The sequence below is a fragment of the Metasolibacillus sp. genome, from assembly GCF_025291715.1.
Taxonomy (GTDB): Bacteria; Bacillota; Bacilli; order Bacillales_A; family Planococcaceae; genus Metasolibacillus; species Metasolibacillus louembei.
On sequence record NZ_JAMBIZ010000006.1, the window covers coordinates 26,859 to 39,592 of the forward strand.

Annotated in this window: 13 protein-coding genes and 1 pseudogene; 11 read left to right on the forward strand and 3 right to left on the reverse strand. The window is 39.4% G+C overall.

Annotated elements, in window-relative coordinates; genetic code table 11:
- Positions 1–8 precede the first annotated feature (8 nt).
- Entirely contained in the window at positions 9–941 is a 933-nt protein-coding gene (locus M3Z76_RS06030) for a bile acid:sodium symporter family protein (protein ID WP_293921844.1), read from the reverse strand.
- Between the two features lie 159 nt (positions 942–1,100).
- Here M3Z76_RS06030 and M3Z76_RS06035 point away from each other — a divergent pair, with 159 nt between their 5' ends.
- The 8 genes and pseudogenes from M3Z76_RS06035 to cysC all read left to right on the forward strand — a co-directional run bounded on the left by M3Z76_RS06035 (position 1,101) and on the right by cysC (position 9,097).
- Positions 1,101–1,535, forward strand: a complete 435-nt coding sequence (locus M3Z76_RS06035; RefSeq protein WP_293921841.1) for a GNAT family N-acetyltransferase — start codon at positions 1,101–1,103, stop codon at positions 1,533–1,535.
- Between the two features lie 362 nt (positions 1,536–1,897).
- Positions 1,898–2,899 carry a sulfate ABC transporter substrate-binding protein gene (locus tag M3Z76_RS06040; protein ID WP_293921838.1) on the forward strand — a complete coding sequence of 334 codons (1,002 nt, stop codon included), beginning with the start codon at positions 1,898–1,900 and terminating at the stop codon, positions 2,897–2,899.
- 18 nt (positions 2,900–2,917) lie between these two features.
- On the forward strand, positions 2,918–3,748 hold the full coding sequence (gene cysT, locus M3Z76_RS06045) for a sulfate ABC transporter permease subunit CysT (RefSeq protein WP_293921924.1): 831 nt from the start codon (positions 2,918–2,920) through the stop codon (positions 3,746–3,748).
- Between the two features lie 20 nt (positions 3,749–3,768).
- Positions 3,769–4,557: pseudogene (cysW, locus tag M3Z76_RS06050) on the forward strand (sulfate ABC transporter permease subunit CysW); the annotation flags it as partial.
- 1 nt (position 4,558) lies between these two features.
- A complete protein-coding gene (locus tag M3Z76_RS06055) occupies positions 4,559–5,632 on the forward strand; it encodes a sulfate/molybdate ABC transporter ATP-binding protein (protein ID WP_293921833.1) in 1,074 nt (357 codons plus the stop codon).
- Positions 5,633–5,643: 11 nt separating this feature from the next.
- Complete coding sequence (locus M3Z76_RS06060) at positions 5,644–6,348, forward strand: phosphoadenylyl-sulfate reductase (protein ID WP_293921831.1); 705 nt, start codon at positions 5,644–5,646, stop codon at positions 6,346–6,348.
- 18 nt (positions 6,349–6,366) lie between these two features.
- On the forward strand, positions 6,367–7,266 hold the full coding sequence (cysD, locus tag M3Z76_RS06065; protein WP_293921829.1) for a sulfate adenylyltransferase subunit CysD: 900 nt from the start codon (positions 6,367–6,369) through the stop codon (positions 7,264–7,266).
- A 1-nt stretch (position 7,267) separates the two neighbouring features.
- Entirely contained in the window at positions 7,268–9,097 is a 1,830-nt protein-coding gene (gene cysC, locus M3Z76_RS06070; protein WP_293921826.1) for an adenylyl-sulfate kinase, read from the forward strand.
- Positions 9,098–9,194: 97 nt separating this feature from the next.
- Here the strand turns inward: cysC and cysQ are convergent, their stop codons facing one another.
- Together cysQ and M3Z76_RS06080 are read right to left on the reverse strand one after the other, a co-directional pair.
- Positions 9,195–10,013, reverse strand: coding sequence for a 3'(2'),5'-bisphosphate nucleotidase CysQ (gene cysQ / locus M3Z76_RS06075; protein WP_293921823.1), 819 nt, complete (start codon positions 10,011–10,013; stop codon positions 9,195–9,197).
- An 18-nt stretch (positions 10,014–10,031) separates the two neighbouring features.
- Complete coding sequence (locus tag M3Z76_RS06080) at positions 10,032–10,913, reverse strand: LysR family transcriptional regulator (RefSeq protein ID WP_293921819.1); 882 nt, start codon at positions 10,911–10,913, stop codon at positions 10,032–10,034.
- A 154-nt stretch (positions 10,914–11,067) separates the two neighbouring features.
- Between M3Z76_RS06080 and cobA the strand changes: the two genes are divergently transcribed.
- From cobA to M3Z76_RS06095, 3 genes are read left to right on the forward strand one after another with little or no spacing between them, the layout of a single operon-like run.
- Positions 11,068–11,835 (forward strand): uroporphyrinogen-III C-methyltransferase, encoded by a 768-nt coding sequence (cobA, locus tag M3Z76_RS06085; RefSeq protein WP_293921817.1) that lies wholly within the window; start codon positions 11,068–11,070, stop codon positions 11,833–11,835.
- A gap of 2 nt (positions 11,836–11,837) precedes the next feature.
- The gene (locus tag M3Z76_RS06090; RefSeq protein ID WP_293921815.1) at positions 11,838–12,605 is read left to right on the forward strand and encodes a sirohydrochlorin chelatase; all 768 of its coding nucleotides are present in this window, start codon (positions 11,838–11,840) and stop codon (positions 12,603–12,605) included.
- Positions 12,583–12,729 (forward strand): YezD family protein, encoded by a 147-nt coding sequence (locus tag M3Z76_RS06095; RefSeq protein ID WP_293921813.1) that lies wholly within the window; start codon positions 12,583–12,585, stop codon positions 12,727–12,729. The genes M3Z76_RS06090 and M3Z76_RS06095 overlap by 23 nt, the downstream gene beginning before the upstream one ends.
- Positions 12,730–12,734: the final 5 nt, after the last annotated feature.

Here is a 12,734-nt window from a genome sequence, read left to right on the forward strand (position 1 = left end):
AGAAAATATTAAGTAGAAGCCTTTGTCATAACTTTACTGACGACAGATGCTAAAACTTGCTGGAACAGCATACCGAATACAACAGGCATAGCAACCTTGGCTGGGAAATATGTTGTTGCGATGACAACACCTAATGCGATATTGCGCATACCTCCTGTAAAGATGAAAGCTGTGATATGGCTGTCATCAGATAATAAATAACGTCCAATTAGCATTGTGAAAACATAGCCACATATGGCGATAACAAGTATTAAGCTGATAACAGTAACTAACTCCATATTGATATTTTTTAAATAAGGTGCAATTGTGCTGCTATTAATCATAATGACGGCAAACAAAGCAAGCTTTGAAAAGGGTGCAAGTTTACTCGAAATTTTTTGTGGAATTTGCCCCTTTGATAATTCATTGACGGCAATACCTAGCAATGTCGGTAGTACAATCATAAAGGTTAAACTAATCATTAATGAAGATAGCTGAAGCTCAATTCTTTCCCCAGAAACGAGGAGTAAAAGAAAAGGCATAATGATTGGAGCAAGTAATGTATCAATTAATATAATAGATAAACCTAAAGGTATATTTCCTTTACAAATCGTAATCCAAATCATGCTCGTTACACCAGTAGGTACAGCAACAGATAACACAAAGCCAACAATTAATAAATGGTCATCAAATATGATAGTGGATAGCAAGTACGCCCATAAAGGCATAACAATATGTAAAAAGGCAATCGATATTAAAATTACGATAGGATGCTTAATAAAAATGGTTAAGTCTTTGAATTTCATGCGTAAACTGCCAGCAAATGTCATGAAGGCAAATATCCATGCAACAAGAAAAAGCAAGTGATGTAAAATATTTTCAAACAAAACACCAATAATAAGACTAAGTGGTGTTAAAATCGCAATATAGCGTTGAAGAAAGATGTTTAATTTTTCGAGCATAGGCAAGACCTTCTTTAAATTTGTTAATTACAATTGTGTTCAGATTTTTTCAAGCTTGTTCAAGGAACCCCCCTCTCTGATTGAGGCACTTTTATCCCGTCAGTATTGGACTTTTGCTGTGAAAAGTTAAGCTTATTTTAGCATAGGAGGTGAAATAATATGCAAATTGAGATTGTGAAAGGTGTGCCGCATCAATATATGGCACAGCTACAAGCACTTCATGCACATGTTTTTGATGGGGCAGAGCTGAGATTGGAGAAGCTTGAAAATAAAGAGGGGTTGCTTTGTTTATTTGCTATAGAGGATGGGCAGTTGATTGGCTTTAAGCTAGGCTACATACACCCTGACCAAGTATTTTACAGCTGGCTAGGTGGTGTGCATGAAAGCCAGCGTGGACGGGGAATTGCTAGCAATCTAATAGTGCAACAGCATAAAGAAGTACAAAAGCTAGGCTTCCAACAAATCCGTACATATGGACGCAATCAGCGTAAGGCAATGCTCATCACAAATTTGAAGCATGGCTTTGATATTATTTCAACATTTATTGATGAAAAAGGCAGACATAAAATTATTTTTGAGAAATCATTGGATTAGGAGAGAAACAAGATGAAGGCGTATTTAGCAAATGAATTATTTTCTTAATGCATTTTTGAAAATAGTGTTGACATTTTGTAATTTCATGTTAAATTATTTCTATAAGATTAGTTGGTTTTAATAAAGTATGATTATATTGTAGTAGCTCACTAGAAAAACTAGAGGCCACTCTTTTAGAAAAGAAGCGATTCTTTTCTATGGAGTGGTCTTTTTTGTTCATAGCTGTCACAGGTTTTGAAAAGGAGGGCTGCTTGGAAAAGTTCGAAAAAATCCGAACGCAATTACGCCTCGGCATAATTGATAAAAGAATGCAGCTTTAAAACATACTTTGCGAATAAGAATAATTATATAAGGGGGATTTTATGAAAAAGATAGGCGTAATTTTATTTGCTGTGTTTTTATTAGCAGGTTGTGCTAATAGCAATGCATCTGGAGGGAAAGTGCAAATTTTAAATTCCTCATACGATCCGACACGTGAATTATATGACGAATTTAATAAGGAATTTGCGGCATATTGGCAAGCTGAGAAAGGGCAGGAGGTTGTTATTAAACAGTCACATGGTGGCTCAGGTAGTCAGGCACGCTCAGTTATTGATGGTTTAGATGCTGATGTTGTGACATTAGCTTTAGCGTACGACATTGATGCTATTGCAGACCAAAAATTAATTGATGAAAACTGGATGAGCCGTTTGGACAATAATTCGGCTCCTTATACATCAACAATCGTCTTTTTAGTCCGTAAAGGCAATCCAAAGGGCATTAAAGATTGGGATGATTTAGCCGAGGGAGATATTTCCGTTATCACACCAAATCCAAAGGCATCTGGAGGAGCTCGTTGGAATTATTTAGCGGCGTGGGGCTTTGCATTGGAGCAATATGGAAATGATCAAGAGAAGGCTAGAGAATTTGTTGCAAGTATTTATAAAAATGTAGAGGTGCTAGATTCAGGTGCGCGTGGCTCGACAACAACATTTGTTGAAAAAGGGATTGGCGATGTTTTAATTACTTGGGAAAATGAAGCGCTATTAGCTTTGAAGGAAATGAAAAACAATGAATTTGAAATTGTTGCACCGTCCATCAGTATTTTAGCGGAGCCATCAGTAGCAGTAGTAGATAAAAATGTGGATCGCAAAGGCACGAGAGAAGTGGCAGAAGCCTATTTACAGTTTTTGTATTCTGATATTGGGCAAGAAATAGCCGCTAAAAATTATTATCGTCCACGTAATGAAGCGATTGCTGAGAAGTATCGTAGCGAATTCCCTGAAATTAAATTGTTTACGATTGATGAGAAATTTGGTAGCTGGAGAGAGGCACAACAAACACATTTTAGTGATGATGGTGTGTTTGATTCGATTTACCAGTAATAGATGGTGGTGTAAATGATGAAAAAAAAGAAAAATGTATTGCCAGGCTTTGGCTTGTCAATGGGGATTACAATGCTGTATTTAAGCTTATTTATTTTAATTCCGCTATCCATGATATTTATTGAGTCCTCTAAATTAGGCTGGGTGGATTTTTGGAAGGCTGTGACGAATGAACGCGTCATGCATGCTTATAAAATATCGTTTGCTACAGCATTTGCAGCAGCTCTTTTTAATGGCATTTTTGGTCTATTAATTGCATGGGTGCTCGTTCGCTATAGCTTCCCAGGCAAAAGATTAATCGATGGGCTAATTGACTTACCTTTTGCCTTACCGACAGCAGTAGCAGGTATTGCATTGACAACTTTGTACACGAAGGATGGCTGGCTTGGTCAATGGTTTAGCTTGCTAGGTATTAAAGTTTCGTTTACACCACTCGGTATTACTCTTGCCCTGATGTTTATAGGTTTACCGTTCGTTGTACGTATGGTGCAACCTGTGCTAGAAGGGTTGGAGCGTGAGGTTGAGGAGGCTGCATCAAGCTTAGGGGCGACGCGCGGGCAAATTTTTCGGAAAATCATTTTCCCTGAGGTATTACCAGCTTTATTAGCAGGGTTTTCTCTCGCATTTGCGAGAGGGCTTGGTGAATATGGCTCCGTTGTCTTTATCGCAGGCAATATGCCGATGAAAACGGAAATAGCCCCGTTAATGATTATGACAAAGCTAGAGCAGTTTGACTATGCTGGAGCAACAGCTATTGCAGTTGTGATGCTCGTTGTTTCATTTATTTGTTTAATTTTTATTAATTTCCTACAAAAATGGAGCCAAAAGCATGTATTGCAAGAGGATTAGGAGGGGGAACGATGAAACGAGTTTTAATTACATGTATGCTCCTATATTTAGCATTGTTTTTAGTTGTACCGTTAGTTTTTATTTTTGTGAAGGCGTTTGAGCAAGGAGCAGCTGTTTATTTTGCAGCGATTACAGAGAGTGATGCTTTATCTGCGATTAAATTAACGCTACTTGTTGTTGTCATCACAGTACCACTGAATACGATATTTGGTATAGCGGCAGCATGGTGTATTACGAAATTCCACTTTAGAGGAAAGCAATTATTGCTATCTTTAATCGAATTGCCATTCGCTATTTCTCCTGTCATTGCAGGGTTAATCTTTATTTTACTGTTTAGCCCAAGAAGTGCTGTAGGCTCGCTTTTAATGGATTGGGGAATCAAAATTATTTTTTCAACACCAGGTATTATTATTGTCACGATGTTTGTGACGTTGCCATTTATTGCACGCGAGCTTATTCCGGTGATGCAAACACAGGGGAAGGCAGAGGAGGAAGCTGCCATTTCACTTGGGGCGAGTGGCTGGCAAATGTTTATTCGTGTGACATTGCCAACGATTAAATGGGGTTTACTATACGGCATGATTTTATGTAGTGCGCGTGCAATCGGTGAGTTTGGTGCTGTATCAGTAGTATCTGGCAGAATTCGAGGCATGACAAATACAATGCCTTTACATGTAGAAATTTTATATAACGAATATCAGTTTTCGGCAGCCTTTGCGGTAGCATCACTGATGTCGTTACTGGCACTCGCTACATTGATTATTAAATCATTTATTGAATATAAGACAGAAAAACAAGTAGGTGAATAGCATGTCGATTGAAATACGTGAGGTAACAAAGCATTATGGCTCGTTTCAAGCATTGAAAAATATTAATTTAACGATTGGTAAAGGGGAGCTAGTGGCACTGCTAGGTCCATCTGGCTCAGGGAAAACAACACTTTTGCGCATGATTGCAGGGCTAGAATCAATCGAGGAAGGCAGCATTGCATTTGATGGCAAAGATTTAAGTACAGTGCATGTCAATCAACGGGATGTTGGCTTCGTTTTTCAACACTATGCGCTATTCAAGCATATGACGGTGTTTGATAATGTAGCATTCGGTTTAAATGTACGCAAAAAAAGCTTGCGACCATCGAAAAAGGATATCGAGCAAAAGGTGCATGAGCTTTTAGAGCTAGTAAAGCTAAGTGGCTTTGCACATCGCTATCCGTCACAGCTATCAGGTGGGCAACGTCAACGTGTTGCACTAGCACGAGCATTAGCAGTGGAACCAAAAATGCTGCTATTAGATGAGCCATTTGGGGCGCTTGATGCAAAGGTTCGAAAGGAATTACGCCGCTGGCTACGCAAATTGCATAATGAAATGCATATAACGAGTGTCTTTGTCACACATGATCAAGAGGAAGCGCTCGATGTAGCAGACCGCATCGTTATTATGAATAAAGGGAAAATTGAGCAAATTGGAACACCTTCAGAAGTTTATGATAAACCTGTTAGCCCCTTTGTTTATGACTTCTTAGGCAATGTGAATTTATTCCACGGTCGATTGCAGCAAGGAAAGTTAAATTTAGGTAGCGCCCAGTTGGATGCACCTGATTGCCTTGATAAAGATGGGGCGGATGCAGTGGGCTACGTACGACCACATCATTTAAAGGTTGAGCGCATACGACAAAATAAGGATGAAATTGCAGCGAAAATTACCTTTATGCATTCGGTCGGACCTACTTGGCATATTGAAATGCGACGCGAGGATATTGAGGCATATGTTGAAGTGGAGCTTAGCAAAGAGGAGTTTGGACAATTAGATTTAAAAGTTGGAGAAACCGTTTATGTTAGTCCAAAAGAAATGAAAGTGTTTATCCCAGAGGATTTTATCATATAGGGGGGAGTAGCTTGTTAACGTATAATACGTGGGAAAATCCCGAAATATCATTTGAAATTGATGAACAATATAAAGGGGCTTTAGAGGTTATTAAATGGAGCTATGAGCAATATGGCAAAGATATCGTTTATGCATGCAGCTTTGGTATTGAAGGCATTGTGCTCATTGATTTAATTGCTAAAGTGCAGCCAGATGCACAAATTGTCTTTTTAGATACGGATGTACATTTTAAAGAAACGTATGAAACGATTGAGCGTGTACGTGAAAAATATCCGACGTTGAATATCGTGTTAAAAAAGCCTGCATTAACACTAGAGCAGCAGGCACAGCAATTTGGCGATAAATTATGGGAAACAAATCCGAATCAATGCTGTAATATTCGCAAATTAGAGCCGTTAAATGAAGTGCTATCAGGAGCAAAAGCATGGATTTCTGGTTTGCGCCGTGAGCAATCGGAAACACGCCAAAATGTAGAGTTTATCAATAAGGATAATCGATTTAAATCAATTAAAATTTGCCCACTCATTCATTGGACATGGAAAGATGTATGGCGCTATGTATCAAAGCATGAGCTTACGTATAATGTGCTGCACGACCAAGGCTATCCAAGCATCGGCTGCTCACATTGCACAAAGCCTGCTTTTACATTAGAGGATTTGCGTGCGGGTAGATGGCAGGGGCAAGGAAAAACGGAATGTGGACTTCATACAGAGTAATGAAAAGGAGAATCGCAAATGACTGAACTTACACATCTTGATCAGCTTGAGGCAGAAGCAATTTATATAATTAGGGAAGTAGCAGCAGAGTGTGAAAACCCTGTTATGCTCTATTCGATTGGTAAGGATAGCTCTGTAATGCTGCATCTAGCACTAAAAGCATTCTATCCTGAAAAGCCGCCATTTCCGTTTATGCATATCGATACGACATGGAAATTTAAAGAGATGATAGAGTTTCGCGACCGTCGTGCGAAGGAGCTAGGTATTGACATGATTGTGCATGCAAATGAAGAAGGGCTTGCACAAAATATAAATCCATTTGACCACGGCTCAGCTTATACGGACATCATGAAAACACAGGCATTGAAGGATGGTTTAAATAAATATGGTTTTACAGCAGCCTTTGGTGGTGGCAGACGTGATGAGGAGAAGTCTCGTGCAAAGGAGCGTATTTTCTCATTCCGCAATAAAAATCACGCATGGGACCCAAAAAGCCAGCGACCTGAAATGTGGAAGCATTTTAATACGAAAATTCATAAAGGTGAAAGTATACGTGTTTTCCCGATTTCTAATTGGACAGAAAAGGATATTTGGCAATATATTCGCCGAGAAAATATCGATATTGTACCGCTTTATTTTGCAAAGGAAAGACCTGTCGTTTATCGTGAGGGCAATTATGTTATGGTCGATGATGAGCGCATGCGTCTACAGCCAGATGAGGAAGTGTTATTGAAAAAGGTTCGCTTCCGTACATTAGGCTGTTATCCATTAACAGGTGGTGTCGAGTCAAATGCGGTGACATTGGATGAGATTATTGAAGAAACATTGGGCGCAGTGACATCCGAGCGTACAACGCGCGTAATCGACCAAGAGGCTGTTGGCAGCATGGAAAGACGTAAGCGAGAGGGGTATTTCTAAAATGAAAAGTTTATTGAAGTTCATTACATGCGGCAGTGTCGATGATGGTAAATCAACATTAATTGGCCATATGCTGTATGATGCAAAGCTATTATTTGCTGACCAAGAAAAAGCTTTGGAGCTAGATAGCAAGCTAGGAAGCCGCGGTGGGGAAATTGATTATTCACTGCTTTTAGATGGCTTGCTGGCAGAGCGTGAGCAAGGAATAACAATTGATGTTGCTTATCGTTATTTTACAACAGACCATCGTTCATTTATTGTGGCGGATACTCCAGGGCATGAGGAATATACACGTAATATGGCTGTGGGGGCTTCCTTTGCAGACCTTGCGATTATTTTAGTAGATGCAACAAAGGGCGTTATTACACAAACGAAGCGTCATGCACGTATTTGTGCGCTAATGGGTGTAAAAAATCTTGTGCTTGCTATCAATAAGATGGATTTAGTGAATTTTAATGAAGTACGCTTTACGAAAATTAAAAATGACTTCTTGCAGTTGATTGAGGAGTTTCGTTTAGAGAGTGTGCAAGTAATTCCAGTTTCTGCGACGAACGGAGACAATATTACGAAAAAATCTGCAAATACGCCATGGTACGATGGTTTAGCGTTGCTGCCTTATTTAGAGTCAGTGGACATTCATCAAGAGCAAGAGCAAGATTTTTTCTTAATGCCTGTTCAACGTGTGAGTAGACCGAACCATACATTCCGAGGCTTCCAAGGACAAATTGAGGCAGGGAAAATCGCAGTCGGTGATGAAATTACGACATTGCCAAGCAATGAAAAGGCGAAGGTAAAAAGCATTTTCGTCACAGATCGTGAAGTGCAAGTGGCTAGTGCGGGGCAGCCTGTGACAATCCAATTACACAGAGAGGTAGATGTTTCGCGCGGCTGTGTATTAACGACAGACAGGGAAATTGCAGTAGCGGATTTGTTGACGGCTCAAATTTTATGGATGGATGATACAGAGCTTGAGGTTGGAAAAAATTATTTCATTAAAGTAGGAACGAAAACGATTCCTAGCACAATTGTTGCAATTCATCATAAGGTGGACATTAATACAGGCCAGCATTTAAAGGCGGATAAAATTACTAAAAATGAGTTGGCGACATGTGATATTGCATTATCTGAAAAGGTTGTTTTTGATGCCTTTGAACGAAATGAGGCATTAGGCAATTTTATTTTAATTGATCGCATTACGAATATGACTGCGGCATGCGGTGTCGTGCAAGAGGCTGTTGAAGATAATAAAAATATTTTTTGGCAGCAAACAGATGTGACGCGCGAGGTGCGTGCTGAGCAAAAAGGACAAAAGCCATTAACATTATGGTTCACAGGGCTTTCTGGCTCAGGGAAATCGACACTAGCAAACGAAGTAGAAAAGCGCCTTGTATCATTGGGCTACCATACGATGCTGCTTGATGGTGATAATGTGCGATTAGGATTAAATAAAGATTTGGGCTTTGAAGAAGCTGGACGTATCGAAAATATTCGCCGCATCGCAGAGGTGGCGAAGCTGATGAACGATGCGGGATTAATTACATTAACATCGTTTATCTCACCTTTTGAGCAGGATCGCCGCAAAGCACAGCAAATCGTCGGAGATGCTTATATTGAAATATATGTGAGCACACCGCTTGAAGTATGTGAAAAACGTGATGTTAAAGGGCTTTACCAAAAAGCTCGTGCTCAGGAAATAGCTGATTTCACAGGGATTTCGAGCCCATATGAGGAGCCGGAAAAACCGCATATTACAATTGACACAAGCGATATTTCCTTAGAGGATGCGGCGGATTATATTGTCAAAGAAGTATTGAAGATAGGTGGAAAATAGTAATTCGCACGCAAGCAATTTGTTAGTCAGAGAAATTAAAAAGTGTAAGAATTCATTGTGAAAAATGGCTTTCTTACACTTTAGATAATAGGATTTTCTATGCTCCTGTCACAATATGGAATGGATTTTTTAATTGCGCTTTATTATAGAGCAAAGGCTGATTTGTTGTCGTATCAAGTACTTGGCCGCCACTATATTTTACGATGGCTTCACCAGCAGCGGTATCCCATTCCATTGAGTAGCTGAAGCGGGGGTAGACATCAACCTTACCTTCTGCGACGAGGCACATTTTAATGGAGCTACCAGATGTTACAAGCTCGATTTGTTGATGCTGCTCCCGCATTTTTTGAATATATGCCTCTGTCTCGTTGGAAAAATGTGAGCGACTTACAGCGATAGCAAAGGATTCTCTAGCTGTTTCGATAGGCAACTTTTGAGCAATTGTTAACAATGCACCTTCGCTATCAATTTTTTCGAGACGTTGAGTGCAATTGATTAATTGATATGAGCCGAGTTCGCTAGAGGCAAAATACATTGTATCAAGTACAGGACAATAAATAACGCCAAGCACAGGTGTGCCATCTTCAACAAGGGCGATATTGACGGTGAATTCCCCGTTGCGTTTAATAAATTCCTTTGTGCCATCTAGCGGGTCAACTAGCCATAAAGCATGCCATTTGCTGCGCTCTGTATAATCTGCAAGCTCGCCCTCCTCACTAATGACAGGAATATGTGGATAGCTGCTGATAAGCTGTGAATAAATAATTTGATGTGCCCTTTTGTCTGCAATTGTGACAGGAGATTCATCATTTTTTAATTCGATGTTCATCTCGTTTGTATGATAAACAGTTAAAATTTCTTGGCCGGCTTTAAAGGCGATACGAATCGGCTCTAAAATTTGTATAAGGTTTTTCATTTACATAAGCTCCATTTCTTAAAATAGTTGACGCAATGCTTCAATGAATATGTTGACATTCCTTTTTTCTTTCATTGAAGGTGCGTAAATGTACGATAGTGTCCGTAAAAGAGGAGGGGCATCGAGCTGTATTACATGCATTTCACCCGTCTTTAAATCTCGTTCGATAACACTTTTTGATAGCATGGAAAGACCTAAATTATTCATAACAGTTTCCTTTATTCCTTGGATGCTGCTAATGGACATTAATGTTTTTACTTTCAGCTCATTTGCTTGTAAAAACTGCTTTAAATATTCGCCTGTTCCTGAGCCAATTTCACGCGTAATCCAATCTTCATTTTGCAAATCAGCAATTGACACATTTTTTTTAGCTGCTAACGGATGGCAGGCGGCGGAAACAATTACTAGCTCATCATCTTTAAACGGCTCTACGATAATCTCTTTTTCGTTTGTTTTGCCTTCAACTAAGCCGATATCAACTTGAAAAAGCTTAGCACATTGAACAATTTCCTCAGTATTACCAATAATAATTTGAAAGGAAAGCTCGGGGTATTGTTCTTTTAATTTAACAAGTAATGGAGGAAGGATGTATTCACCAATTGTAAAGCTTGCACCGATTTTTAGATGACCTTGCACTGTATGGTGATAATCTAATAGCTCCTGACTTGTTTGTTCATAGAGCTGTACCATTTGTCTCGCTCGCTCTAGCAATATTTCCCCAGTAGGTGTAATGCAAAGTAGCTTAGGGGAACGTTGGAAAAGCTGTGTTTGAAATTCCCTTTCTAAGTTTTTAATATGTAAGCTTACTGTTGGCTGTGACATGCATAGTGCATCAGCGGTTTTTGTGAAATTTTTTATTTCGCATAACTTAATAAACGTATGAAGCTCCTCAATATTCATCTAGCAATCCCCTTTCTTCCACACGATTATATTTGCTGATAGCCTCGATTATTAATTGTTATTTTACCAATCAATGAGCATATAGTAAAGTAAACTTATTGGAATTATTAGTTTTTAAAACATAGTTTACCTATAAGTATTGGAGGGGTAGTTCATGGGTAAAGTTTATATTGTTGGTGCTGGGCCTGGAGATGTAGAGCTTATCACGGTAAAAGGACTTCGTTGTATTAAAGAAGCGGATGTTATTTTATATGATCGTTTAATTAATCATGAGTTATTAAGCTATGCAAAGCCAAATGCACAATTGATTTTTTGTGGAAAGCTGCCAAATCGCCATGCGATGATTCAAGAGCATATTAACCATTCACTTGTACAGTATGCAAAGCAAGGTAAGGTGGTAACGCGTTTAAAGGGTGGAGACCCATTTGTCTTTGGACGTGGTGCCGAGGAGGCAGAAGTATTAGCAAGCCACCATATTCCATATGAAATTGTTCCAGGAATTACATCTGGTATTGCAGCGCCAGCCTATGCAGGCATCCCTGTGACGCATCGTGATCTTGGCTCAAGCTTTGCTATTGTGACAGGGCATATGAGAGAAGGGAAGGATGATTCAATTAAATGGGAAAGCCTTGCTAATGGCGTCGATACATTAGCGATTTATATGGGTGTTGGCAATTTACCTTATATTTGTAATCAACTATTAAAATATGGGCGTACTGCGACAACGCCTGTTGCCCTTGTTCATATGGGGACATTTGAAGAACAGCAAACCGTTACAGGGACGCTTGAGACAATTGTTGACATTGCATTGGAGAGCAATGTGAAAAATCCTAGCATTATTATTGTTGGAGAAGTGGTTTCATTGCGAGAAAAAATTCAATGGTTTGAGGCGCAAAATCAATTAAGTGAAAGTGTTGTGTAGAAATGCAGGCTATTTTATATATCGGTCATGGCACAAGACTAAAGCAAGGAGTGGAGGAGGCCCTTCAATTTATTGAAGCGGTTAAACAGCAAATTCCTATTGAAATTCAGGAGATTGCGTTTTTAGAGCTAGTAGAGCCAGATATAGTGCAGGGTGTTGGGCGTTGTGTAGCACAAGGAGCAACAACAATAGCGATTGTGCCATTGCTGCTATTAACAGCGCAGCATGCCAAGGAGGATATTCCGTTAGAAATAGAAAAAGCGCAGCAGCTTTATCCACATGTGCAATTTACACTTGGGCGACCATTTGGAATTCACGACAAATTAATTGCTACCATTTATAAGCGCATTCAGGAGCAACAAATTGAAATTTCACACGAAGCAGAGGTGCTATTAATAGGGCGAGGCAGCAGCGATACAGCTGTTGTGCGAGATATGCAGGAAATTAGTGAGCATGTGCGCAGCAAATTTGGCTTTTCATCTGTTAAGGCATGCTTTTTATATGGAGCAGGTCCAGCCTTTCAAGATGCGCTAGAAGCGATTAAAGAACGCAATGTGAAGCAATTATTTATCGTGCCATATTTATTATTTTCTGGGCTGTTAAGCAAAGGGATTGAAAAAGATATAAGAGCATCGGAATTTGACTGTTCGCGCGTCATTTTATGCTCCAGTTTAGGTTATGACGACAATGTTCAGCAAGTATTAATAGAGCGAGTGCAAGAGGCTTTGCAAATAAGGGGGGACATGAATGACAAAGCAAAAGAGCAATAGTGAGCTTACACTTGAAAGCATTAAAGAAATGTTAGGGTCGATTAAATTTGGAACGATTACACTCGTTATACAAGATGGGCATGTCGTTCAAATTGAAAAGAACGAAAAAATTCGTTTGAAATAATTAGC